Source organism: Paenibacillus profundus, from assembly GCF_021369635.1.
Taxonomy (GTDB): Bacteria; Bacillota; Bacilli; order Paenibacillales; family Paenibacillaceae; genus Paenibacillus_B; species Paenibacillus_B profundus.
In genome coordinates this window covers 572,487-596,239 of sequence record NZ_JAJNBZ010000001.1, presented here as the reverse complement: position 1 = coordinate 596,239, position 23,753 = coordinate 572,487, and the positions used below count along the sequence as shown (strand labels likewise).

At 49.3% G+C, this 23,753-nt stretch carries 23 protein-coding genes, 1 pseudogene and 1 other annotated feature; of the genes and pseudogenes, 6 read left to right on the top strand and 18 right to left on the bottom strand.

Annotated elements, in window-relative coordinates:
• Positions 1 to 16: 16 nt before the first annotated feature.
• Positions 17 to 277 (top strand): type II toxin-antitoxin system HicA family toxin, encoded by a 261-nt coding sequence (locus LQV63_RS02630; protein ID WP_407672879.1) that lies wholly within the window; start codon positions 17 to 19, stop codon positions 275 to 277.
• A 30-nt stretch (positions 278 to 307) separates the two neighbouring features.
• Positions 308 to 721: a type II toxin-antitoxin system HicB family antitoxin gene (locus LQV63_RS02625; protein WP_233695528.1), complete on the top strand. Its 414-nt coding sequence runs from the start codon at positions 308 to 310 to the stop codon at positions 719 to 721.
• A gap of 693 nt (positions 722 to 1,414) precedes the next feature.
• Here the strand turns inward: LQV63_RS02625 and LQV63_RS02620 are convergent.
• The 6 genes and pseudogenes from LQV63_RS02620 to LQV63_RS02595 all read right to left on the bottom strand — a co-directional run bounded on the left by LQV63_RS02620 (position 1,415) and on the right by LQV63_RS02595 (position 5,622).
• Complete coding sequence (locus LQV63_RS02620; RefSeq protein WP_233695527.1) at positions 1,415 to 1,555, bottom strand: hypothetical protein; 141 nt, start codon at positions 1,553 to 1,555, stop codon at positions 1,415 to 1,417.
• A gap of 152 nt (positions 1,556 to 1,707) precedes the next feature.
• Positions 1,708 to 1,887 (bottom strand): NUDIX domain-containing protein, encoded by a 180-nt coding sequence (locus LQV63_RS02615; protein WP_233695526.1) that lies wholly within the window; start codon positions 1,885 to 1,887, stop codon positions 1,708 to 1,710.
• Between the two features lie 82 nt (positions 1,888 to 1,969).
• Positions 1,970 to 2,284: pseudogene (locus LQV63_RS02610) on the bottom strand (phosphotransferase); the annotation flags it as partial.
• 24 nt (positions 2,285 to 2,308) lie between these two features.
• The gene (locus tag LQV63_RS02605; RefSeq protein WP_233695524.1) at positions 2,309 to 2,896 is read right to left on the bottom strand and encodes a phosphotransferase; all 588 of its coding nucleotides are present in this window, start codon (positions 2,894 to 2,896) and stop codon (positions 2,309 to 2,311) included.
• 442 nt (positions 2,897 to 3,338) lie between these two features.
• Positions 3,339 to 4,127 (bottom strand): class I SAM-dependent methyltransferase, encoded by a 789-nt coding sequence (locus tag LQV63_RS02600; RefSeq protein WP_233695523.1) that lies wholly within the window; start codon positions 4,125 to 4,127, stop codon positions 3,339 to 3,341.
• Positions 4,128 to 4,575: 448 nt separating this feature from the next.
• Positions 4,576 to 5,622, bottom strand: a complete 1,047-nt coding sequence (locus tag LQV63_RS02595) for an SMP-30/gluconolactonase/LRE family protein (RefSeq protein WP_267933866.1) — start codon at positions 5,620 to 5,622, stop codon at positions 4,576 to 4,578.
• A gap of 74 nt (positions 5,623 to 5,696) precedes the next feature.
• Between LQV63_RS02595 and LQV63_RS02590 the strand changes: the two genes are divergently transcribed.
• On the top strand, positions 5,697 to 5,972 hold the full coding sequence (locus LQV63_RS02590) for a GNAT family N-acetyltransferase (protein WP_233695521.1): 276 nt from the start codon (positions 5,697 to 5,699) through the stop codon (positions 5,970 to 5,972).
• A 197-nt stretch (positions 5,973 to 6,169) separates the two neighbouring features.
• Here LQV63_RS02590 and LQV63_RS02585 read toward each other — a convergent pair whose 3' ends face one another.
• The 10 genes from LQV63_RS02585 to LQV63_RS02540 all read right to left on the bottom strand — a co-directional run bounded on the left by LQV63_RS02585 (position 6,170) and on the right by LQV63_RS02540 (position 17,275).
• Positions 6,170 to 8,665, bottom strand: coding sequence for a CoA-disulfide reductase (locus LQV63_RS02585; protein ID WP_233695520.1), 2,496 nt, complete (start codon positions 8,663 to 8,665; stop codon positions 6,170 to 6,172).
• A gap of 203 nt (positions 8,666 to 8,868) precedes the next feature.
• A complete protein-coding gene (locus LQV63_RS02580) occupies positions 8,869 to 9,840 on the bottom strand; it encodes an LCP family protein (protein WP_233695519.1) in 972 nt (323 codons plus the stop codon).
• 335 nt (positions 9,841 to 10,175) lie between these two features.
• Positions 10,176 to 11,135, bottom strand: coding sequence for a serine hydrolase domain-containing protein (locus tag LQV63_RS02575; RefSeq protein WP_233695518.1), 960 nt, complete (start codon positions 11,133 to 11,135; stop codon positions 10,176 to 10,178).
• Between the two features lie 80 nt (positions 11,136 to 11,215).
• Positions 11,216 to 11,389 (bottom strand): hypothetical protein, encoded by a 174-nt coding sequence (locus LQV63_RS02570; RefSeq protein ID WP_019420377.1) that lies wholly within the window; start codon positions 11,387 to 11,389, stop codon positions 11,216 to 11,218.
• A 40-nt stretch (positions 11,390 to 11,429) separates the two neighbouring features.
• Positions 11,430 to 12,005, bottom strand: a complete 576-nt coding sequence (locus LQV63_RS02565) for a TetR/AcrR family transcriptional regulator (RefSeq protein WP_233695517.1) — start codon at positions 12,003 to 12,005, stop codon at positions 11,430 to 11,432.
• 171 nt (positions 12,006 to 12,176) lie between these two features.
• Entirely contained in the window at positions 12,177 to 12,491 is a 315-nt protein-coding gene (locus LQV63_RS02560; RefSeq protein WP_019420379.1) for a DMT family transporter, read from the bottom strand.
• A complete protein-coding gene (locus LQV63_RS02555; RefSeq protein ID WP_019420380.1) occupies positions 12,491 to 12,832 on the bottom strand; it encodes a DMT family transporter in 342 nt (113 codons plus the stop codon). Before LQV63_RS02555 ends, LQV63_RS02560 begins: the two co-directional genes overlap by 1 nt.
• A gap of 671 nt (positions 12,833 to 13,503) precedes the next feature.
• Positions 13,504 to 14,433 (bottom strand): aldo/keto reductase, encoded by a 930-nt coding sequence (locus tag LQV63_RS02550; RefSeq protein ID WP_233695516.1) that lies wholly within the window; start codon positions 14,431 to 14,433, stop codon positions 13,504 to 13,506.
• A gap of 25 nt (positions 14,434 to 14,458) precedes the next feature.
• Positions 14,459 to 15,448, bottom strand: coding sequence for a Gfo/Idh/MocA family protein (locus tag LQV63_RS02545; RefSeq protein ID WP_019420382.1), 990 nt, complete (start codon positions 15,446 to 15,448; stop codon positions 14,459 to 14,461).
• A gap of 153 nt (positions 15,449 to 15,601) precedes the next feature.
• Positions 15,602 to 17,275, bottom strand: a complete 1,674-nt coding sequence (locus tag LQV63_RS02540; RefSeq protein ID WP_233695515.1) for a multicopper oxidase family protein — start codon at positions 17,273 to 17,275, stop codon at positions 15,602 to 15,604.
• Between the two features lie 222 nt (positions 17,276 to 17,497).
• Between LQV63_RS02540 and LQV63_RS02535 the strand changes: the two genes are divergently transcribed.
• The 3 genes from LQV63_RS02535 to LQV63_RS02525 all read left to right on the top strand — a co-directional run bounded on the left by LQV63_RS02535 (position 17,498) and on the right by LQV63_RS02525 (position 20,015).
• On the top strand, positions 17,498 to 18,205 hold the full coding sequence (locus LQV63_RS02535; RefSeq protein ID WP_019425131.1) for a response regulator transcription factor: 708 nt from the start codon (positions 17,498 to 17,500) through the stop codon (positions 18,203 to 18,205).
• On the top strand, positions 18,202 to 19,596 hold the full coding sequence (locus LQV63_RS02530) for a sensor histidine kinase (protein WP_233695514.1): 1,395 nt from the start codon (positions 18,202 to 18,204) through the stop codon (positions 19,594 to 19,596). Before LQV63_RS02535 ends, LQV63_RS02530 begins: the two co-directional genes overlap by 4 nt.
• An 89-nt stretch (positions 19,597 to 19,685) precedes the next feature.
• On the top strand, positions 19,686 to 20,015 hold the full coding sequence (locus LQV63_RS02525; RefSeq protein WP_019425129.1) for a hypothetical protein: 330 nt from the start codon (positions 19,686 to 19,688) through the stop codon (positions 20,013 to 20,015).
• 62 nt (positions 20,016 to 20,077) lie between these two features.
• On the opposite strand, the gene argS is transcribed toward LQV63_RS02525, so the two are convergent.
• Positions 20,078 to 21,805: an arginine--tRNA ligase gene (gene argS / locus LQV63_RS02520; protein ID WP_233695513.1), complete on the bottom strand. Its 1,728-nt coding sequence runs from the start codon at positions 21,803 to 21,805 to the stop codon at positions 20,078 to 20,080.
• Positions 21,806 to 21,849: 44 nt separating this feature from the next.
• Positions 21,850 to 22,115 (bottom strand) — a binding site (T-box leader).
• A gap of 192 nt (positions 22,116 to 22,307) precedes the next feature.
• Positions 22,308 to 23,591 (bottom strand): S41 family peptidase, encoded by a 1,284-nt coding sequence (locus tag LQV63_RS02515; protein ID WP_233695512.1) that lies wholly within the window; start codon positions 23,589 to 23,591, stop codon positions 22,308 to 22,310.
• Positions 23,592 to 23,753: the final 162 nt, after the last annotated feature.

The window sequence follows — 23,753 nt, the reverse complement described above, 5'->3', positions numbered from 1 at the left end:
CTCCCTTGAGACAAGTATGGTTCATCTCGTCAAATCTGAACATTCTTATTCAAGCATTTCTGTACATGTCAATATGGTCAACCTTGATAAAGCATACTCATCAAGAGAAATCATCAAGATAATAAAAGCAGATGGTTGTGTACATAAAAATACAGAAGGTGACCACTGGCACTTCAAACATCCAACCAAATCGGGTAAAGTAACTGTTGCACACCCCAAGAAAAATCTTAAACGTAAGACAATAAAAAGTATCTTTGAGCAGGCGGGACTAATTTAAGCCCTGCCTCTCCCAAGGAGGTTAACATATATGAAGTACATTTACCCAGCTGTATTCTCTCCCGGCGAGCCAGACGAAGGCGGCTTCACTGTCACATTTCCTGACCTTCCGGGCTGTGTAACCGAGGGTGACACTCTCGACGAAGCCCTATACATGGCGAAGGATGCCCTTGGTGGACACCTTTACCTCATGGAAGATGACAACGATGATATTCCTCAGCCGTCGAAACCAGACGTTATCCAATTGGAAGCCGGTGAATTTGTGTCTCTCATCCAAGCTAATACAGATTTCGTCCGCGAGCGTATTTGCAATAAGGCCGTGAACAAAACACTCACGATCCCGAAATGGCTGAACGATGCAGCTGCAGAGGAAGGGATTAATTTCTCCCAGACGCTGCAGGATGCACTTAAGCAGAAACTCGGTGTTAAAGACTTCTCTTCATGAGGAGTCTTTTTCTTTTATAGATAACAAAAAAAGCACCCCTGCAGGTGCTTAATTCAATCGTTATGTTAGCTGCTTAATTTCCCTTGGCAGTACAAATCGTATTTGCTTATGAAGTCTGGCCAATGTGATTCATCCCCTAAAACTGATTGGTCGTTCATCCAGATTGTATAATAAAACGGTTATCCTGACTAGCAAAATGGTTGCTGAATAAATTATTATTCAAGAAATCGATGTAATTCCTAGAAAATCCGTTCATGCGGCTGCATTCGGCGCGTGGGCTTATCGCTTGAACTCTCTTTTCTCATATCCCTATTAACAATGGCAGGAACACTTTTTTCATAGCCGATTTTTTGTAGAGCAGCGAAATGAATTCCCCGGTTCCCGTGTATGCGGAGGGCATTTTCACACGGTAACCCGAATGGGGACCATACAGGATGAATCTCGCAGGAAAATTCCTGACTGTTATCTTCTGTATGTCCGAGAATTGAATCTTCTGTATCCCGAACATGGTATGGACCCGAATCGTCGTTTCATCGACAACTGCTTTGGTACGTTTCATAAACAGCGCACAGAATCCGGTAAGTAGAACTGTAGCCGCCGCGCCATATGGCAGAGATGGCTCGATTGGTTCTGCAGTGAACTGATCCACAATAACAATAGCCACAAAAATCTTGACAGACCCATCCACACCGTTCAGGCAAGTCCACGGTTCGGAAGAAGCACCATTTCACCTTGACTATTACGACTGGCAGGCTTCCATATACTCTTCTCAATTTTAGTGACAAGTGCTTCTGTTAACGCTTTTTCCATGCGGTAATCGAATTGATGATTCATCTATCCTATCTCCCTTCACAAGCAATCACATACAAATATCGGAAGATAACTCCTTTTTCTGAATATTTCATCGTTCAACTTTCGTGCATCCGCAGGAATGACGGCTTGATAAGTAATAAACATTTGCGACTGCTAGACTGAGACCGAGCCGCTTACTTGATTATTTGTACTCCTAATAAAGTTATATGTACCAGTTGTGCCAGTAAGTTTTTCACATCCAATCCTGTTTCTTCTTTTACTTCCCTACAAGCAGCATAGAGAATGTTTTCTTTGTGATCAATACGTCCAGGCGGATGTTTTTTTAAGTTGCCTTTTTCACATATGCTCCCCAAGTTTTATATTTTAAAATTTCTCTGCTACCTTCTTCTATTCATAGTACCTAAGCCCTTTCAAATATTGATTTTTAGCAGTCATTTAGTGTGTCATCGATAATAAGCGGTCGCGCAGCTCTACGTAAGCATGATCCCAGCCCATTTTCGCAAAGAAGCGTAATCCGTCCAGTCCTTTGAAGTAACGCGCACCAATCAACCGTTCGTTAAAATAAGAAATCGGTGATTCCTTCTTTTCATAGTGAATGCGGAAAGCTTGCGCGACATCCCTATCCGGAATTGCACCCTCAACCGTGGCGATATCAATAAGAAAATCACCGTACATGCAGTTGCCGTCAATGATCCCGGTTATGCTTCGGCCATCGGATAGAATGTTCCATTCATGGCAATCACCATGTACAAAATAGCGATGAGGAGAGTTATATTATCTAAAAGTTAGTAGACGGGCATAAATTTCGTTAAAGACATCCCTTTCCAAGCAGCTTGTCCGGAACAGCTCATGCCAATTTTCCCAGAAGGTCCCCGTTTGATTTTCCTCATAAAATGCCGTTAAAAAGCTCTCCCAAGCATCATACGCTCCATTGCCCGAGGGTATCAGAGGACCAAAGCCGGTCGTCGTGCTATCCAGTTGAATCTGGTTCATATCGGTAATGACGCGGACCAGATCGGGGAGCAGTTCAATCTTCTGCTTTGCCTGCAGGTCAGCCACGACACTGCCCTTAATCCGCTCTGAGATGCAATACTTAAATGGCCCCTCTTCTCCTCGTCCGAATGTCTTCGGATAAAGCACATCCTGAGAAGAGAGTATATCGGCAACATAATGCTCCGTTTGAAACGCATCCACTGCATCGCTGAAGCGGATGACATAATCGCGATGTTCGATCTTAAATGAAAAGACACTGCTGAAATTTCCGCCTTCGATTGCACTGACATTCTCAGCAGATTGTCTCCAGTGACGCTCTAGTACCGCGTGGACATCCGTAATTGTTAAACTTGGCTTGGCTTGGCTCATTTCGCTTCAACCCCTATTAGTTAGTCATATTAATGAAATAAAAGAGAAGCGCACACCTTGATGAGAATAGAAAAAAGCCGTGGAATGAACATAGTTCACCCACGGCCTTTCGTAAACGATCACCACAAATAGACGCATGTCTATCGCAGCAATGTAAACAATAGCAATGATGATAATATGGTTCATGACAAGTAAGGATGAACCGTGACATTACAAAATTACCTCACCGTAATACAGAGTAAGGTTCGCAGTCCAGTTCATGTGCTATTCAGTTAAAAGATTAACCGATAACCATTGTCAGAAACGTGCTCATCATCAAAGTACTAATCCCGCCATTTCTTTTATTTGTTTCCATTATAAATGGTTTACAGGATATTACAACCTCTTTTATTGTAAAACGCTCATTTACAAATATCAGTACTCTCATTGAGATTGAGGCAACTTAAACCGCAGCGCGAACAATGTAATGTTCAAATGTTGTCGGCAAGCCTCTTTCGGTGGCATGTTCATGAAATATCCTTTCTATTTCAGACATGCATTCATTGATTACCATCTCAAATACGGAAGGCGTTTGACCAAAGCAACGAACTTTAACAACATCCATAGGCTCATGTAAATATTGAATACTTGTCACGGTTTCAACCTCAGCGTGCTCCAGCGCACCTGCTTCAAGCTTATTTTTGATTTTATCTAAAATGGGAGTTCCTTCAGAATGCGGTTCGAAAAGATTGGGGAATAGTTGCGGCAGCTCAGCCGATAATCGATCGCCTGGGTGGAGACCAAGTATTTGTCCGCCCTTCTTCACAACCCTGCTTATATCTACATAAGCTGAAGTTGGGCCTCTGCGATTGTAAACGCAATCAAATTCCCCAGCATCAAACGGTAGTCTGTCTCTTGTATTGCCTGTAACAAATGACACATTTGAAAGGGTGCGATTGCTACCCGCTATGATGAAGTCGCTTGTAACATCCAAACCTATGATTCTGTTAACTATCGGACTCCATTGAATAGTGAAGTCTCCATGACCGCATCCAACGTCCAGCACAATTTTATTCCGAACCATTTGCGACACTTCATTTGTAAATAGAGCCTCACCATTAGGCTCCGTAATCATGGAATTCCATGAATAAGAATACTTCCCTGTCAATTTGCCGATCTGAGCGTACCACGCAAAAGAGTGGGGCGATAACCAATCCTTGTGGGTCTTTGGATCTGACAACTTCGGGTACAATAAAACACCTCCTATGAGTCATGAGTTTACATTATAAGACATACCAACATGGATACACAATATATTCCTCAATCATGCCGATTAACTCACATACATTCCCTTCTCTGAGCATTTGGGAGAGTGGCCAAAAGCACCAAGTGACGGATACATTCGCCAGACCCGTACGTAAATCATTCCCCCTAGAAAACAGTTCACTGCACAACTAATCTCTTCTCCCACTAACGCCCTCCCTTGAAGGCCATATCCCTGTATCATTATCCCCGATCAAAAAAAGACAGCCCGCCATCAAGACAAGCCATCTCTGCATCCATATCTGCCAACCCACCATCAAAGAACAGCATTCCATCTCCCATGCCCTAGCGGCGCATCAGGAGAGGATTGCAGGCATCCTCTGCAACATTCGTCACGATACGAAGCAGCACTCACTGCCCCTGTTCATGCCGATGTATTATCCATAGCGAAATGTCGGCATCCCCTGAACATCCGTTACGATGCGGAACAAGCTGCCTGCATGAGGCTCGGCTTGCAGCTGCGCTTCGCTTAAGCCTTCCCGTGCTGTCGTTATATACAGTTCGTTCAGATCCAGCCCGCCAAAAGCGCACGAGGTTACGTGCGACGCTGGCACCGCTACGAAACCTATCTGGCGTCCCGTATGCGGATCCCAACGCGACACGCCGCCACCGCCCCAATGCGCGATCCAGAGCATGCCTTCGGTATCGATGGTCATGCCGTCCGGGTACCCTTGCTCTGGCGCAAAGGTGATGACCGCTCGCGGATTGCTAATGTTGCCTGACTCCACCTCATAATCCCATGCCCTCACCTGCAGCGTCGGCGTATCGATATAATAAAAAGTGCGGTGATCTTGACTCCAAGCAAGGCCGTTCGATGTCGACACCCCGTCAAGCAGCGTGCTCAGTTGTCCATTCCGCTCGAGCTGGTACAGCTTGCCCGCCTGCGGCTTCCCAATCTTACTCATCGTGCCAGCCAGAAAACGACCTGCCGGATCGCATTTTCCGTCGTTGAAGCGGATGGATTCATCTTGCGTCTCCTCAGGACGAGCGCACAGCTCCGTTTGTCCCGTCTCCATATGGTAGACGTACAACCCGTTCCGCAGCGCAAGCAGCAGCATATCATCCACCTCCGTCAAGGCAACGGCGCCGACCATCTGCTCCATTTGAATCGCCTGCACCTCTTCCTCGCGCGGGCTCCAGTGAAACACGAATTGACCAGTAATATCGACCCAATACAGCCGCTGCAGCCGCTCGTCCCATACGGGCCCTTCTCCTAATATCGCTTGGCGGTCAACGACCAGTTCCGCTTGCATCCCCATCTCTCCTTTTTTGCCAACTATTATTCGACTATAACATGCAATGCTGCACAGCGTCACCCGTCGGGCCAGCTCTTCCTCCGGCACGTCTAGATGCAGCCGGCGCGCAGCGATATCTAGCTCGATGACGTCGCCGTCGCGCACGAGCGCCAGCGGTCCGCCGAGCAGCGCTGACGCTGTACATCATTTCACCCGCCTGCTCTATCAACTAAATAACAGGTTAATTGGACAAGGAATAGATAATGTTAGGCTTTGAAGGAGAACAGCTTGTTTCGTTTGCAACAGGACACTACTTCGCTGAAGTAAATTCAGGATTTATAGTTTACATAGTTACTAATCCTTTTGTACGAAGTAGAGGGCTTGGGGCGAAAACATTATCGAAATTAGAAGAATTATTACATAAAGACGCTGCTGCAGCTGGATATGCTTCGTTAAGTGCAATAATCTTGGAAATAGAAACACAAGAAATAGCACATACAGAAGCAGAAAAAGAAGACTGTATGAAAAGAAATCAGTGAAATAATCCGAGCAATTTACCAAGAGAAATATTACTTTGTGAATAGAATAGATGAAAAAGTTCTTATTAATTGTTTAGAGAAAATGGGATTAATGGAAAAAGCCCGCATCCTCCGATGCGAGCTTCGCAGCCAGTGAACATCATCCGCGGCTGTCCCTCTGCCTCTATACCAACTGTACCGTTAGATTAAATAGACCGCTATACGAACAGGTTCAGGTTGGCGTCTTCTGCCTTGCCCAAATATGTGGCGACTCCGCCGATCGTGACACCGTCGATCATCTCTTCCGCCTGGATGCCCATCACATCCATCGACATGGAGCATGCCACCAGCTCCACGCCGAGATCCATCGCATTGCGCATTAGCGTCTCAAGACTATCCACGTTCTTCTTTTTCATAACACGCTTAATCATTTGTGCGCCCATTCCTGCCATATTCATATTAGAGATCGGCAGCGCGTCCGGTCCTTGCGGCATCATTTTCCCGAACATCCGATCCATAAAGTCTTTATCCAATCGTGGCGCATTCGCCTTGCGCAATATATTCAGCCCCCAGAAGGTGAAAAACATCGTTACCTTCTTCCCCATCGATGCAGCTCCGGTTGCAATAATGAAGGAAGCAATCGCTTTGTCCAAATCTTGATTGAATACGACGAGCGTCGCGCCTTTCTCCCCCTCCGGTTCGCTGCTAGAGGCCGCAGCCTGACTCTCGGCGGACCGGCCCTTCTGCAGCCAGACGCGGATGTTGTCTTTCTCCATCACTTGCTTCAGCAGCATGTTCCCTGTCTTGCCGCACCAAGCCGCAATATCCTGTGGAAACGCCGGATCGGTAACGGACACCTCGATTACGTCTCCTTCCTCCGCCTTCTGCATCACTTGATATACTTGGCTAATCGGGCCCGGGCACTGCAGCCCGCACACATCTAATTGATAACGGGATTGCAGCTCGCCGCTGAATTCAAGCTGCGGAGGCTCTGTATCGGAAGCAGCCTGCGACGTGGATGAGCCGGGCCCGTGCTGTCCCTGTGCCTCTTCCGGCGATTGCTTCCCGAAGTACATCGAGTACGTCTTATATCCGCCGCTCAAATTGATCGCCTTGAAGCCATTCTGCTCCAAAATTCGCGCAGCCAAGTAACCGCGCAGCCCGACTTGGCAGCTGACATAGATCGGCTCGCTGCCCGGCAGATCGTGCAGACGAGAGCGCAGCTCCCCGAGCGGAATGTTGATCGAGCCCGCAATGAATCCGGACTCGCGTTCGACCGGCTCGCGCACATCGACCAATGTCGCGCCATTTCGAATGAGCTCGTCGATGTGGTCGTAATGAACGACGTCCAGCACGCCGTCCGCCACATTGGAAGCGACATAGCCGAGCATATTCACCGGATCTTTCGCCGAAGAATATGGCGGCGCATAAGCAAGCTCCAGATCCGGCAGATCATGCACCGTCAGCTTGCCTTTAATAGCGGTCGCGATCACGTCAATCCGCTTCTCCACACCGTTCATGCCGACGCCCTGCACACCGTAGATTTCCCCCGTCTCCTTGTTGAACGTCATCTTTAGCGATACCGGAAATCCGCCTGGATAGTAGCTGGCGTGAGAAGCCGGATGGATGTGTACCGCTTCGTATGCAGCCTCAAGCCGCTTCAATGTCTTCTCATTATTGCCCGTCACCGCTACGGTCAAGTCGAACACTTTCGCGACGGACGTGCCCAATGTCCCCCGATAAGGCCGCCCCTTCCCGTAGATATGATCCGCTACCAGTCTCCCCTGCCGATTGGCCGGCCACGCCAGTGGAATCATTGCCGGCGTCTGTTGAATATAATCCTTCACTTCGATCGCATCGCCAATGGCCCAAATATGCGGATCTTCCGTACGCAGCTGCTCATTGACCATAATGCCGCCGCGGCTGCCAAGCGCCAATCCCGCAGCTTTCGCCAACTCATTTTCGGGACGCACGCCAATCGACAGAATCGTCATGTCTGTCTCCAATGTTCTGCCGCTCCCCAGCTTAATCTTGCGGCCTTCCTCCATAAAAGACGACAGTCCGTCGTTCAAAATGAGCCGAACTCCTTTGTCCCGCAAATGCTGGTGCACGATCGCCGCCATTTCCGGATCCAGCGGCGCCATCACCTGGTCCGCCATCTCAACGATGGTGACTTGAATACCGCGCAGGTGCAAATTCTCAGCCATCTCCAAGCCGATAAAGCCGCCGCCTACGATAAGGGCTTGCTTCGGTCCTGCTTCATCCACGAATTGTTTGATTCGATCGGTATCCGGAATATTGCGCAGCGTAAATACATACTTCGCCTCGCTCAAGCCTTCAACTGGCGGCACAATCGGCTTTGCTCCCGGTGATAGAATTAACTCGTCATACGATTCCTCGTAGTTCTCCCCTGTCTTCACATTGCGTACAGTGACAACCTTGCGCTCGCGATCGATACCTGTTACCTCGTTCAATGGCCGGATATCGAGATTGAACTTCTTCGACATCCCTTCCGCCGTCTGCACGAGCAGCGATTCACGCTTCGGAATGACATTGCCTATATGGTAAGGCAGTCCGCAGTTCGCGAATGAAATATGTTCACCCCGCTCGAACAGCACAATATGGGACGTTTCATCCAAGCGCCGCAATCTCGCTGCAGCGGTTGCACCTCCGGCGACACCGCCAACGATAACAATTTTCTTCTGGTTCGACATTAAGATCATCCTCTCCATTTATATACCCATAGGGGTATATTATAACATCATTGATGATCCGTCAAATCGGGAATGGCGGCGTAAAAACAGCAGCATACTCCACACATAAAAAAACACCGCCTTCCTAAGAAAGCGGTGCAGCCCACACATTTGCCGTGCAGTATAGTCTGTATGTATGTTAATAAGTACAGCATGAATATTGATTATGCTTTTTCCTTCGGCTCCATTAATCTCTCGGAGTCCACCGTCGGATCGAGCCAATTCTCGATCAACTGCCGTGCATATTGCAGGTCTTCATCATCGAGCATGTAGTACCATATTCCATTAATCATCGCGCCTTCGCCATCCAGCATATAGCTGCTGAATGCAGGGAGGCTGTCTTTCGCAATAATCGATTTCGCCAGATCAATCATATCCTTGGGGAGCATATCGGTCGTGAAGTTGTCGCCCGCAATTTCCATGAGCTCAGGAATTCGGCCGATTTTGTCGAGCTCAACCGCACGCTCCATGACGGCCTGCAAAAAGATGCGGTTCCGCATCGTTCGATTCATATCCGAATCCTCGCGATATCGCACATAATTCAATGCCTCCAGCCCGTTGTAAATCGGCTTGTTCGCTTCGATTCTGAATTTATCATGGCTCCAATGTTTATTGACAATGTCTTGTGTTATCGGCAATTTAACACCATCGAGCGCGTCAACCACATCTTTGAACCCTGTGAAGTTGATTGCTGCATAATGATTTACCGGCTGCTGAAGCAAGTTCTCTACACTCTCCACGCTCATTTTCGCCTCTCCGAACGCATATGCGTGTGCGATTTTATCCTGTATGTCTTTTCCGACGAGCTCCGCATAGGCATCCCTCGGGATAGACAAGAGCAGAATTCGATTCTCTTTGGGCCGCACGATGGAGTAGATGATTGAATCTGAACGGCCTGCCTCTTTGTCACGTTGATCAATACCCAGCAGCAGTAGGGAGAATGGAGTGTTCTCTTCGCGGATGACTTCTATTTTTCCGATAATCGGTTTGTACGTTTGTTCCAGCGTCTTCTCTACCCGCTCGGACAGGAACATGTCGAATGCAAGAACCGCAAGCTGCTTGCGAAAGAGAAAGCCTCCAATTGCAAGAATGACCACTGCCAGCAGTACGATTCCCCATTTTTTATATTTTCTCATAGCCGCTCCTTCCTTCAAATTTTTAAAATCTCATTACACTTTACTTGAAGAAGGAACGCTTTTCCACATCCTAATTGTCATATATGGTATTTTATAGTTAGTTTCGACATTGTTTTTGCTCTCCTTTATAAGTTTTCTCCATTAAATCCTCGCTCTTCCATGGATGAAGCAGTCGATCTGCTCTACTCCGACCTCAACTGCGGACCGTAGAGCATGAAAAGAAAAACCAGTCATAGGGCATGCCCTACGACCGGCTTAATTGATATCTAACGCTATCGAACGGCATCCCGTTCATTTCACCCAACAACCGTTCACCGATGAATGCCCCCTTCTTATCACAACCAGCTTGCGATGTCCTGCTTCAAGCGTTCGATCGGCTCCAGACCAGTATCGCCCAGATTGCTCAGCGCAATCAACACAGCATCTTTATCCGTATTCCGGTATAACGTAGAGCGGAATCCCGCCAAGCTTCCATTATGATAAGCCGTATTCCGGCGCTCGGAATATATCATCCAGCCATATCCGTATCCCCGCTCGTTATCAATGGCGACATGGGGCGTGAACATCGCGCGTACTCCTTCGCTTCCGATTAGCTGCGTGGCATGAAACGCTCTCTCCCACCGATATAAATCCTTTACCGTGGAATAGAGAATGCTGCCGGCGCTGTTGTAGCTGGGGATATCCTGCTTCCATGCCGCTTTGCCCTCCGCATATCCGATTGCCCGATTTTTTTCCGCAAGGTAGGAAGCGAGATGTCCTCCCGTCCGCTCCATATGAAGGGGCAGGAATAGCTCCTCGTGAATAAAAGTTTCATATTTTCGACCTGATGCTCTTTCAACGATGAGTCCGAGCAAGGCGTAACCGAAATTGCTGTAATGAAAGCTGCCTACCTTATAGGTTGGGGCTATCCTATCCATCGCCTCAAGACGAAGAGGTTCCAAATCTTCATCGACATCCCAATTTACATGAACATCCTCGTCCAATCCAGCCGCATGAGTCAGAAGCTGATGAAGCGTCACATAACCGAGTCCCGGCAGTTCTGGAACGTAATGCGCCAACGCATCCTGTACGTCAAGCTGGCCCCGCTGCTGCAGGAGCATGATGGCGGCTGCCGTGAACTGTTTCCCAATCGAAGCGATTTTAAATATGGTATGCTTATCGTTCGGCCGCTTCTGCTCCATATCCGCCCAGCCATAGCCTTTGCACAGGCGAACACTGCCTTCATAGGCAAATAAGAACGAACCGTTAAAGCCTTGCTCGATTAGAAATTGATCGATATGAGTATGGATCTCCATTTTATAGAGCACCTCTTTTGCGATTGATGACAACGAGTCGTTTATTTCCTACCATTTCGCTTACAACTTGCGATTTTCCTTCAACGTATCGTCATGCAGCAGAGAAAAGCGCCCCGAACGATTAGCGTTGCGGAGCGCTTTGATTTCATCATATTCATATAATTGCTTAAGATACTAGCTTCAGGCCGATAGCCGCGCTGAGCACCATGCCGATGAATAGCAGCCGCAAACACTTTTAACCACTGAACATTCATCTGTTTCCCACTCCCTTGCTGTACCCATGCCTCTAATGTCTTATGGGGTCAAGCTCAGCCAATATATTTTCCAGGATGCATCCAAACGTTTCTTGAAACGGACCGGTCCGCCCAATAGCATCTCTACGAGCACGCCATCGAGCAGGCACATGAATGACGCCGTGACCGTCCCCACGTCCAGCTGCGCCACTTCTGCCCGTTCCATCCCCCGTTCGAACACCGTCACGAGCATTTGCTCCATTTTGTCCAAATAAGCGTTGATATGCTCCATCACCAATGCCTGCAAGGACACGGGCGGGAAAAACATCATCCGCAGCAAAAATTTCACGCTATTGTCGTTATCATACCTATCTTTGTATTGCGCAATGAGCTCAAATAGCTGATGCTGGACCGTGTTATCCCGGCTCCGTTCGCAAAATTCCCGCAGCAGCTTCAGCTCATCATGAATCGCTTGCTCGATAACTCTCAAGAACAAATCATCCTTGCTCTTGAAATGAGCGTAAATGGACGGTGTTTTGATGCCAACCTGCTCTGCGATGTGAGCCAATGAGGCGCCCTCATACCCATTCTCCGCAAAATGATCCAAAGCAATCTCTATAATCCGATTCGCGGTCATAATCCCCCTCCTGCTGCCTAACTAACATTAGTTATATACGAAATTTTTACATAGCTTTTAGGCGTTTGTCAAGCAAAAAATCCCCTGGCAGCAATGTCGAACTCTTCATGAGCATCGCTTGCCGGCAGGGGATGCTTGCAACTACATCCGTTGAGAAAATAGTGTCTTCAATTATGATACCAATTTCAAGCCCACAGCTGCGCCGAGCACCATGCCGATGAACAAAATGCGTTTCCATTCCCGCGATTCCCCGTACAGAATCATGCCGAGAATGGCCCCCCCAGAAGCGCCGATTCCCGTCCATATCGCATACGCGGTTCCCATCGGCAGCGTCTCCATCGCCAGCGCCAAGAACACAAAGCTAGCGCCAAAGCCTGCCATCATATAGACAACCGATTGCCATGTGTGTTCCTTATGGAATTTATTAATCATGGCAACACCTGCCATCTCAAACACACCGGCCAACAGTAAACTAACCCATGCCATCAGGATTCAGCTCCTTTCTCTGCTTTCTCCTTCGTAACCAGCTTCAAGCCGATAACGCCGCACAAAAGCAGCAGAATAAGGAGCACCTTGGCCATGTTAAACGGTTCGCCGAAGAACACGATATCCGCAAAGACAGTACCTGCCGTCCCCAACCCTACGAATACCGCATAGACCGTTCCGACGGGAAGATTCCTCCCAGCCATAATCATGACATAGAAGCTTATGACAATTGCAATAATTGTACCGCTCCAAGTCCACACATCATACGCGTGCTTCAGACCGATAACCCAGAACACTTCAAAGAATGCGGCAATAAACACTTTAATCCAATGAATATTCATGATTCCTTCTCTCCTCTTCGCTGCCCTTTCTGTCTACACTTATGGAACAAATCAACCTTCACTCATTGTGCGCTACAATAAGGCGATATTATGCCTGCAATAACTTATTTCCTTCCTCCGTTCAAAAGTAAACAACTCCCTTCTAAGCCAACCTAACTAACATTAGTTAATTGGATTTTTTCACACAAAGAACTTACTGTCAAGAGGTTACATTCGTTTTCCAATAAAAATGGTTTAGATTCAACCATTATCATTATGAGTGTTCCACAAAGTCCTTTTGTCCACTATCCCCTTAATTCAGTAAACAAAAATCTATCGAACCACCAGTTGATAGAGTGAATCGCTCTTCACTGCTAGGATCAGATCCGCTCTAAAAAGAACAGAATTCCATCCTATCTCACCAAATAAACCGATACCTTCAATTCCTGAGCTGTTCCTTCCACAATCTGAATGGTGGGGAGAGTGAACAAAAGAACACTTCGACGACCCTCGCCTTACTCAATCTGAGTTATTGGGATAAAACCGATTGATCGCCACATGATGCTTGAACCCTACTCAGGCAATTTCATAGATAGACCCTATCTTACTTTTTACCAAAAGAAAAAAGCAGACCTATTCTCAGATCTGCTCCATACGCTTATTTATATTTATTTGCCTGATACGCTTGCAGCCTAGGCTCTCAGATCGAGCCAAGCCACTTCTTCCGGAGTCAGCGAAATTGCAGCAGCATCTTTGCACGATTCCATTTCCGACCGGTTTTGCGGTCCGATAATCGCGGCAGTAGGGAATGGCTGATTAAGCACATATGCAAGTGCTATCTGAATCGTCGTGACCCCTTTTTTATCCGCCAGTTGAGCAGCGCGATCGTAGCGTTCCCAGTTCGCATCATTATAAAATACGCGCACGAGGTCCTCGTTCGAGCGATCGTCACGCGTAAAGCGACCTGTGAAGAAACCGCGAGCTTGCGATGACCAGGACATTATCGGAAGCCCTGAGCGCTTATGCCAGGAGAGTGTTTCATCATCTGCACTGATGCAATCGGTCCAATAGGGCTCCTGCGCCTTCGCCAAGCTCAGGTTCGGACTGCTGAACGAGAAGCCGCGCAGCCCGTGCGATTCAGCATACGCATTAGCTTCCTCCAGACGCTGCCACGTCCAATTGGAGCCGCCGAAAGTACGAATTTTACCCTCTTCCACCAGCTCGTTCAACATTTCAAGGATGGCTCCGACCTCCACGTCCGGATCGTCCCGATGCAACGCATACAAATCAATATAGTCCGTGCGCAGCCGCTCCAGACTTATCTCCAACTCCGCCCGAATAGCAACACGATTCACCTGCGGTCCGTGCTGGTTCGGATGGCCGCCCTTGGTCCAGACACGGATCTGATCCCGATTGCCCCGCTCCTCCATCCACATTCCGATCGCTTGCTCGCTCTTGCCCCCGCAATAAATGAATGCTGTGTCAATCGTGTTCCCGCCGATGTCCGTAAAGGAATCTAAGTTGTTACTGACTAATTCATATACTTCAGGCGAAAAATAATCCGAGCCCATAATGAGCTGCGATACCGGCTTTGGCAGACCGTCAATGGACAGCATCTTCATCAGATTCACCCTTCCCCACGCATTTTTAGGTTATAGCTACACGTCTGCGCTCATAAGCGGAAGCAAGACATGCGTCAATGACTTGCATATTCAAAATAGCATCATCCGGATTCAGCAAAAGCGGCTGCTCTCCCCAGATGGCTTGCGCCATATTATCCGCTTGCAGCGCATACGCATTCAGCTTCGGCATTTCTTCCTCGCGCTGTCCTTCTTGCGTATGTACGATAAAGTTCGGATCGCCGATAAATGCGGAGGGCACCTCGATCCGGCCGTCGGTTCCCAATATTTCCAATGTGTTGCGGAACGCCGCCCACATGGCGCAATCAAATGTAAGCGCAACCGAATCCGGAAATTCAATCAATCCCGAAGCCATCATATCGACATTGTCATGCTCCGGCGACAAAAAAGCATGGACGGTAGCCGCTTCCGGTTCCGAGCCCAAAATATATCGGGCAGCGCTTATCGGATAACAGCCGACATCATAGATGGAGCCTCCGCCCCAGTCGCGGCGATAACGGACATTGTTTTTGTCACCCGCGTTATTGAAGGAGAACGTGCCGTGTATACCGCGAACGGTTCCGATTTCACCGGACTGGACAATCTCACGGATACGCTCGTAGCGGGGATGATGGCGGTACATATATGCTTCGGCCAGCTTCACGCCAGCCTTGGCGCACGCCTCGACCATACGCCGAGCCTGATCGGCATTTAACGCAATCGGCTTCTCGCAGAGCACGTGCTTGCCTGCTTCCGCCGCGCGAATCGTCCATTCCAAATGCAAATGATTCGGCAGCGGAATGTAGACCGCATCGATATCCGGATCATGCAGCAGCTCCTCATAGCTGCCGTATGCCTTCGGTATCTCCAACTGCTCCGCTTTCTCTTGCGCTTTATGAACATCCCTGCTCGCAATCGCGGCGACTTCACCCGTCTTTGATGCCCGAATTCCAGGAATAACCGAGTGAATCGCAATAGTAGCACAGCCGAGCACACCCCAACGCAGCTTCTGTTCCATAGCGTCTTCCCCTCCTGCCAATGTTTGGATTCCCTAATCACCAGCTATTATAGAGGATGGCATCTTCAAAATCTATAGAAGCGTTTTCATATGAATATAACGATTTGAAACTAAAAGACAATGCCCCGCTCCGATGATTGGGGCATACCCTGACTATTCCGGAATATTGCTCACAGTTGGATCAGGCACATAGCTTTTTTTGTAATCCAAATAATGCACGTCCGTGACCATTCCGTCTGCCGCATGATGCAGATCATGGCAATGGAACATCCAGTCGCCCGGGTTATCGGCTTCGAAGGCGACGACTATCGTTTCTCCCGGCTTGACGTTTAGCGTATCCTTCATAATGGGTGCTCCTGCAATCGGCTTGCCATTCTTGCTCAGCACTTGGAAGAAGTGCCCGTGCAAATGCATCGGATGATCTTCGCTCTTGGACTGATTTACGAAAGTCACCTTCACCCGCTCCCCTTTGTTGACCTTGATCTTGTCCGTATCCGGGAACACTTTGCCATTAATCGTATACACCGTTTTGCCTGCGCGCACCTCGGTATTCAAGTCCATCTTGACATCTTGATCATACGCTTCATTCAAACTGAACTTCGCATTCGCCATCTCACCGTATTTCGCCAAATCCAATGTCGGGTGCATGACAGAGGAATCAGACACGTCTTTGGATGCAGCGGCTGTCTCTCCTTCATATTCGATAAAGGTTCGCATTTGCTTCATTCGCTGTTCCGAGCCATGCTCTTCTATCAGCCACTTGCCCGGGTTGTCCGCTATGAATTCCACATCATATCGCTCGCCTGGGGCAATAGACAACAGCTGATTTTGAATGAGGGCCGGACTGTTAATCGGCTGCCCGTCCGATGCCACCACCTTGAATTCATGTCCGTGAATATGAATCTGGTGGGACAGGAATCCGGCATTCACGAAGCGCAAACGCACCTTCTCACCTTTTTTCACCTTAAGAGGCTGTATCGAGCCCCCCATTTTCCCATTGATCGTGTACATATCGTACATGCTCATATCGTGTCCTGCCATCGGTTGGACGGATGAGGCATCCGATGAAGCTGCTGCACCATGAGTATCGTGGCCATCCCCTTGCTGCTCCTTCTCCCTATGCTCCATTCCTTTCATTTCTCCATCCATACTATCCGTCGCATCCATGGAATGACTCATCTCCATGTTCATCCACTCATCCAACACCAATGTATAGTCGCGATCAGCCTTATCCTTCGGGTCCTCGACCACAAGCGATCCATACAAGCCTTTATCGACCTGATTCACGCTGTCCTGATGCGAGTGATACCAATAGGTGCCCGGAATGGTCGCCTTGAATTCATAGGTGAACGATTTCCCCGGCAGCACCGCATCCTGCGTCACTCCAGGAATGCCATCCATTTCATTCGGCACCGGGTATCCATGCCAATGAATCGATACGGGCTCCTCCAACTCATTCTTCAAAGTAACCTTGATCGTCTCTCCCACCCGTGCGCGAATTTGCGGTCCCGGCACGCTGTTATTGAACGTCCACACCGGCAGCTTCTTCCCGGACGCGATCTCCAATTCGCCTGCTTGTGCGGTAAGCGTCGCATTGCTTCCATCCAACACCTCAATTGCGCCGGTGAGCCGTCCGTTCGTGTCTTCGATCGAGCCAGATACCGCGGCGTCCGCCCCATGATTCATCCCTTCATGCCCGCTTGCTTGTCTTGCCTTCCCATCTGTTCTACTTCCTTCATCGCTCCCAGCGAAACATCCAGATAAGGCGATCACTCCCGCAAGAGCGGTTATGACGACAAAAATATTCAACCATGTGCGTTTGTTCATTGACCCACATCCTTTCATCTGTTCTGCACAATTGATTATAAGAAGCAATTTTGTACAAATGTTGTAGATGGCATACCTGTTAAGCAATAACAACACACTTTGGCGCATTACAAGTACTTCTCCTTCATCACAGCACATTGCTGCGCCAATAAGGCAGCATTCCCTATACAATTTATACAACCTTTTGCGTTACAATAAGGAGGAGCGGATAAGGAGGTTGCTATGAAGGGCACACGGATTCTCGTCGTCGATGACGAGCGAAATATGCGCAATTTAATTCGAATTTATTTGAAAAAGAATGGCTATGACGTCATTGAAACCGATAATGGCATACAGGCGTTGGAGATCATGGAAAGAGAAGCGGCGGATCTCGTCATTTTGGATATCATGATGCCGGGCATGGACGGATGGAGTGTCTGTGAACGGATTCGCGAACGCTGGCCCATCCCGATTCTGATGCTTACGGCACGGACGGATACGAAGGATAAAGTGCACGGGCTGAATATGGGGGCAGATGACTATGTGGTCAAGCCGTTTGATGGGGAGGAACTGGTTGCGAGAGTCGGAGCTTTGCTGCGCAGAGCGCAGGTGAGCCATGCTAACACTGCGTCGACGCCCGCCATTCATGTTCCCGATATGGATATATATCCGGACAGCCGGGAAATTCGCATCAAGGGGGAAGCCGTCGATTTCACACCGAAGGAATTCGAGCTGCTGCTGCTGTTGGCTTCCAATGCGCAGCGAGTATACTCCCGCGATCGGATCGTCGAACAGCTGTGGGACTATGATTATGAGGGCGATATCCGTTCGGTCGATAATCATGTAAAAAACATTCGGGATAAAGTACAAAAGGCACAATTAAGCTACGATCCGATTCAAACCGTATGGGGCGTCGGCTATAAGTTCAACCAGAAAGGGACGTCATCATGAAATGGAATCGCGTCGACGTCAAGATTGGCGCCTCCATGATGTCGTTGTTCCTCATCGTGCTCATCCCGCTCGGCATCGTAACCGATCGGATTTTCACTTCATTTTATTACCAAAAGGCCCATCAGGAAGTCATGGAGCTGTCCGCTCATTTCGTCAAAATGGCCGAAGCGCAGCACGGCTTGACCTCGGACGCGGTCTCGACGATGGCGGAATTTTCGAAGGTCGGCATCCATATTTTCGATCGGGATGGCAACGCCACGGGCAGCTCGAATCGCCATTCCCAGAACATAAGCGAGCTGCTGACCCCTGAGGAATGGAACCGGCTCAAAGCAGGACAGCTTATCGATAAAGAATTCGAATCGCCGGATCAAGAGCCATGCATCGTATCGGGACGAGCCTTCATAAATGACGGACAATTTATGGGCGGCGTCATCATTACATCGTCATTGGACAGCGTGCGCAGCTTTGTCGGGCAGGTACGGCACATGATCGCCATCTCAGGTGTCATCGGCGTCCTGATTGCGCTGGGCTTCTCGCTCGTCTTGTCCCGCCGCATGTCTAAGCCGCTGCTGCATATGGTGCAGGCGACTCGACAGATTGCGGTCGGACAATTGGGAACGAGAGTCCCGGTCACGTCCCAAGACGAGATCGGCTCACTCGCCCATGCCATTAACGACCTAGCCCGGGATCTGCAGCGGCTGCGCGAATCACGCAATGAATTTTTCGCCAATATTTCACATGAACTGAAAACGCCCATAACCTACTTGGAAGGCTATGCGAAGGTCATTTCAGAGGAGCTGTATGAATCGGAGGAAGAGAAGAACGCTTACTTGCAGATTATCTCGTCGGAAGCAGTGCGGCTGAATCGATTAATCAATGATCTGTTCGAATTATCCAAGATGGAAGAAGGGCGCATAGAGCTGATTCCAGAAGCGATCGATCTTATCCCGCTCGTTGAAAGCGCCGTGGCCAAGGTCGAACGCGCTGCCGCACAGAAAGGGCTTGAATTGGAATTCCATACCGAACTGCGGCAAGCATTCGTGTGGGGAGACGGGATGAGGCTGGAGCAAATATGGATCAACCTGCTCGACAATGCCATCCGCTACACGCAAGCAGGCTCCATTCGGGTAAGCATTGTCCCGTTGCAGCAGCAGTATGAAGTATGCGTCCAAGATACGGGCATCGGCATCCCGGAAGAAGAGCTCCCCTATCTATTCGAGCGGATGTATCGAGTGGAGAAATCCCGTTCGCGCGATTACGGCGGAACAGGACTTGGGCTCGCTATCGTCTCCAAGCTCGTCGAGCTGCATCAAGGCCGCATCGATGTGCAGAGTGAACACGGCAAGGGAACGGTCTTCTCCGTCAAGCTGGCCAAGCATGAATCCGATTAGAAACATCTTTTCTTCCTGCGCATAAAAAGAAGATTGTTGTACCACAATAAGGCAGGGAATATGAACATACAAGAAAAGGTGGTTTCAGCATGTACAACCAACAAATGTCCTCGCAGCTCAATCAGTGCGAACAAGTTATTCAGCAATTGATGCAGCAGACACAGCGGGCATCTCAAATGTATCAGCAACTGCTGCAGCAAGAGCAGCAAAACGTATCGCGCCTCGAAGAGTTGGCTCAGCGCGAACGCCAAGCATCGCAGATCATCCAGACCGCGCTGCAAGGACATCAAGTGGCAATGCAGCAAATGCAGCAGGTATCGCAAGTGTGCCGCGAGCTGGAGCATTCGATTCAAACATCGGCCAATGTCGCATACGCGCAGCCGCAATACACGACGGCTTCGTATACGAACCGGGTATAAATGTAGAAGCTGTTCGGGCGGTTGCCGGCAATAGCTGCGCAACCGCCCGTTCGCGCTGCTCGCTATACCCGCTTCGGCGTCTTCATGCCGAGCAAGTGCAGGCCGTGCTGTAAGATGCGCGATACAGCCGCGACGAGCAGCAACTTGGCCGACTTCTCCGCTTCGTTCTCTACGAGAATCGATTCATGATTATAGAAGCGGTTGAAGTGCTTGGCGACATCGAGCAAATATCTGGCGAGGATAGACGGCTCGTTGGATGCGATAGCAGATGCGATGATCTGCTCGTATTGACTCAACGACTTCATACTGGCCCAAGCTTCCTTCCCGGCCAAATACGGATTTGCGGCAGCCTTCGCTTGATCTGCTGCGTATTTCTCCAAGCCGGATTCCCCCATCGTTTCCAAGCCTTTCTCCAATAGGCGCACCGTTCTGGCATAGGTGTATTGCACGTATGGCCCGGTTTCTCCCTCAAAGCGCAATGCTTCGTCGAGACTGAAATCAACGGATAACGTGCGGCTGTTCTTCAAGTCGCCGAAGACGATTGAACCTACCCCAATCGCTTCCGCAATCTGTTCCTTATCATGTAACGTCGGATTTTTCTCCTCAACAATTGCTAGTGCTTTCCCCTTCGCTTCATCCAGCACTTCATTCAGGAAGACGACCTTCCCTCTGCGAGTCGACATTTTCTTGCCGTCCACCGTCATCAGGCCGAACGCCACATGCTCGCAGTCACGCGCCCACTCATACCCCATCTTGCCCAGCACGGTGAACACCTGCTGGAAATGCAGCCGCTGCTCCGCGCCGACGACATACAGGAGCTTATCTGCCTTCATCACTTCCTTGCGGTAAATGGCCGTAGCCAGATCACGAGTCGGATAAATGGTCGTGCCGTTCGATTTCAGAATGAGACACGGCGGCATCCCTTTCTCATCCAAGCGCACGACCATCGCGCCATCGCTTTCCTCCAACAGGCCTTTTTCCTGCAGCTGCTTCACGACTGCATCCATCTTATCGTTGTAGAAGCTTTCGCCCAATACGTAATCGAATCCAACGCCAAGTCTTTCATAGACGCGCTCGAATTCCTTCATGCTGACGTCCACGAAATACGTCCACAGGCGCACGGTCTCTTCATCACCGCCCTCCAGCTTGCGGAACCACTCTCTCGCTTCATCCTCCAGCTCCGGATGACGCTCTGCTTCTTCATGGAACTGCACGTATAGCCTCAAGCTTTCCTCAATCGGCTTTTGCTGGAGTAAATCATCATTTCCCCAATGCTTATAAGCGGCTATCAGCTTGCCGAACTGAGTTCCCCAATCCCCCAGGTGGTTGACGTTCATTACCTCGTAACCAGCAGTGCGGTACAAGTTCATCAGCGCATTGCCGATCATCGTCGAACGCAAATGACCGATCCCGAACGGCTTCGCGATATTCGGCGATGACATATCAATAACGATCCGCTTCCCATTTCCGAGAGCGGGCTGCCCATACGTGGGTTGAAGCATGTCATGGATCAATGCGCCCGACAGCACAGCCGGATCGAAAAACATATTCACATAGCCTCCCGCCGCCTCTGCGCGCATGCCTTCTCCACCATCCTGCTCATTCACCTGCTTGACAACGTCCGCGGCAATTTGCTGCGGGGCACGCTTCCACGCCTTCGCTAAAGGGAAGCATGGGAAGGCGAGATCGCCCATGTCCGCTTTGGGCGGCTCCTCCAACGATTCGATGATGTCTTCCTGCGACATGTTCAGCATCGGCGCTAACACCTTTGCCGCAATTACTTTCAACATTCATAACCCTCCAATATGCTTGAAAATGCAAAAAGCCCCCGTCTGCAAGAGACGGAGGCTGAACCTGTCCGTGGTACCACTCTAATTGAATTCAAATCGATCACTGTCTGCATGCAACACGCAACGATTCGAAATCCACTTCCTGATTGTAACGGCTGTGCCGGATTTCCCTACTTCCATTCTGGCGTCAGAACAAGTTCAAGAAATCAACTCCCGGGTCCGCTTCCTCCGCACACCGTGCCGGCTTCCACCATCCCGGCTCGCTGCTTCACGGCTTTGTGCTAAGTACTCTCCCGTTCATCGTCATTGTACATTTGATTTTTTCACATTATATCCTTAGTCGCCTGCAAAAATCAACCGTCCGTTTCAAATCGGTTTCCGAATCAACGTTTTTACGAATTCCATCTGCGTATCTGTCCCGGCCACCCGATCGTCTACATTGTCGGGTACAAGCAAGTCGGGATAGCAAGCGTCCTCTACATCGCGTGCCGAGTCTGGCCGCTCAAATATTTTGTAGGACAGTTGGAATTTCACCTTCGAATGCGGCATCGTAAATAAAATCACATCGCCATAGCGACTCGGCTTGCCGCCTGTCGGCTCCCCGATAACGGGTGCCGAGCTGATTGTCTTGGATGATCGTTGCGATCCACATGGCAGAGCTCATTGTGGGCTTGGACGTAAGCACATGCAATTTGCCCTGAAACAACAGCCCTTGCTTTCGCTTATTTTGAAGCTCTTGACTCGGAAAAGCGGTGACCCCGAAAGGCGGACGGCTCTCTCCCGGAGCAGCCACCTCTACCGAATGGCGCACCGTTGCGCCAAAGCCGGTATATTCGGCAACCGGCAAGTACTCCAACAGCATGTCGCCAGCCCGGGAGTTTCCTCCTCTATTATTGCGTAAATCAATGACGACATGCTCGATCCCTTTTTGCTTCACTTCGGTAAAAAAAGACTGCAGCATTTGCATATAACTCTCGTCCGCGGCACATCCATTAATCGTCAAAATGCCGAGCTTGTCCTTCGCTTCGATCTGGTAGCCCCAACACTCCAGTGTGGTCTTCGCGATATGCAATGAATAATAATCCAGCTTAAGCGAAGCGGAATAGATCTGCCCATCACGTTCTGCGTCAATCTCCACGGCACCTTGCTCCACCACGCCAAAGGTGGACAAATACAGCTCATTCACAAACATATTGCGGCGCTCCACTACGGCTTTTACATAATATAGACTTTCAGCGGGAACAAGCTTCTTCGCGTCCTCCAACAATTGAGAAATGGATTGGCCGCCGATGCGAACCAGCCTGTCCTTGACTTGAATCCGGTCATCGGCACTGTCCACGACGTACAACTCGTCGCCGAGCCACTGCACCCGAATCGGAAGCGTTTTCTTATTATTGACCAACGGATATCCGGCAATCGAATGACCGTCCTTCAACTCTGCCAGCAGGCGCAGCGCATACAAATACGTATCGTAATTCGTCAGCAGCCGATTCGTCTGGTTCACTTGCGCGATAAGGTGATCATAAGTTCGTTGGACGGATTCGGGTACGCCATCGAGTGTCGCGGGATGCACATTTTTTATTTTGCTCATCACGAATGCCAGATCTTCCTTGACCTGCTGCTTCTGCCTATCGATTTGCTGCAGTTGCTTCGTATCGATCTTGACCTGCTCCGCAACGGGAGGCACGGGGTATGGCTGCTCTTCTTCGATAATATACAACACATAGATGAGAAGAGATATGACCATGAGCGCAAGCGCATAAAACGTATATTTGACATAGCGCATTCCCATAACCTCCGATAAATATCCATTATAGTAAATATTGTTATATCAGTATAAAGGAAATGAAAACATAATGGTATCCCCTTTTCGAAGTAGAGATGCATGGATTTTCAAGAAAAAGAAGACGCTTTATGCTCTGCCGTCTGATCCTTTGGCTCAACTGCG

Excerpts from the sequence above, each read along its gene's own strand:
- LQV63_RS02560 (WP_019420379.1), bottom strand. The coding sequence starts at position 12,491 with ATGGCATGGGTTAGTTTACTGTTGGCCGGTGTGTTTGAGATGGCAGGT.
- LQV63_RS02605 (WP_233695524.1), bottom strand. The coding sequence starts at position 2,896 with ATGAGCCAAGCCAAGCCAAGTTTAACAATTACGGATGTCCACGCGGTA.
- LQV63_RS02530 (WP_233695514.1), top strand. The coding sequence starts at position 18,202 with ATGAAATGGAATCGCGTCGACGTCAAGATTGGCGCCTCCATGATGTCG.
- LQV63_RS02620 (WP_233695527.1), bottom strand. The coding sequence starts at position 1,555 with ATGAATCATCAATTCGATTACCGCATGGAAAAAGCGTTAACAGAAGCA.
- LQV63_RS02585 (WP_233695520.1), bottom strand. The coding sequence starts at position 8,665 with ATGTCGAACCAGAAGAAAATTGTTATCGTTGGCGGTGTCGCCGGAGGT.
- LQV63_RS02580 (WP_233695519.1), bottom strand. The coding sequence starts at position 9,840 with ATGAGAAAATATAAAAAATGGGGAATCGTACTGCTGGCAGTGGTCATT.
- LQV63_RS02535 (WP_019425131.1), top strand. The coding sequence starts at position 17,498 with ATGAAGGGCACACGGATTCTCGTCGTCGATGACGAGCGAAATATGCGC.
- LQV63_RS02545 (WP_019420382.1), bottom strand. The coding sequence starts at position 15,448 with ATGGAACAGAAGCTGCGTTGGGGTGTGCTCGGCTGTGCTACTATTGCG.
- LQV63_RS02525 (WP_019425129.1), top strand. The coding sequence starts at position 19,686 with ATGTACAACCAACAAATGTCCTCGCAGCTCAATCAGTGCGAACAAGTT.
- LQV63_RS02570 (WP_019420377.1), bottom strand. The coding sequence starts at position 11,389 with ATGAATGTTCAGTGGTTAAAAGTGTTTGCGGCTGCTATTCATCGGCAT.
- LQV63_RS02575 (WP_233695518.1), bottom strand. The coding sequence starts at position 11,135 with ATGGAGATCCATACTCATATCGATCAATTTCTAATCGAGCAAGGCTTT.
- LQV63_RS02565 (WP_233695517.1), bottom strand. The coding sequence starts at position 12,005 with ATGACCGCGAATCGGATTATAGAGATTGCTTTGGATCATTTTGCGGAG.
- LQV63_RS02550 (WP_233695516.1), bottom strand. The coding sequence starts at position 14,433 with ATGAAGATGCTGTCCATTGACGGTCTGCCAAAGCCGGTATCGCAGCTC.
- LQV63_RS02540 (WP_233695515.1), bottom strand. The coding sequence starts at position 17,275 with ATGAACAAACGCACATGGTTGAATATTTTTGTCGTCATAACCGCTCTT.
- LQV63_RS02555 (WP_019420380.1), bottom strand. The coding sequence starts at position 12,832 with ATGAATATTCATTGGATTAAAGTGTTTATTGCCGCATTCTTTGAAGTG.
- LQV63_RS02515 (WP_233695512.1), bottom strand. The coding sequence starts at position 23,591 with ATGCGCTATGTCAAATATACGTTTTATGCGCTTGCGCTCATGGTCATA.
- LQV63_RS02630 (WP_407672879.1), top strand. The coding sequence starts at position 17 with ATGGTTCATCTCGTCAAATCTGAACATTCTTATTCAAGCATTTCTGTA.
- LQV63_RS02590 (WP_233695521.1), top strand. The coding sequence starts at position 5,697 with ATGTTAGGCTTTGAAGGAGAACAGCTTGTTTCGTTTGCAACAGGACAC.
- LQV63_RS02625 (WP_233695528.1), top strand. The coding sequence starts at position 308 with ATGAAGTACATTTACCCAGCTGTATTCTCTCCCGGCGAGCCAGACGAA.
- argS (WP_233695513.1), bottom strand. The coding sequence starts at position 21,805 with ATGTTGAAAGTAATTGCGGCAAAGGTGTTAGCGCCGATGCTGAACATG.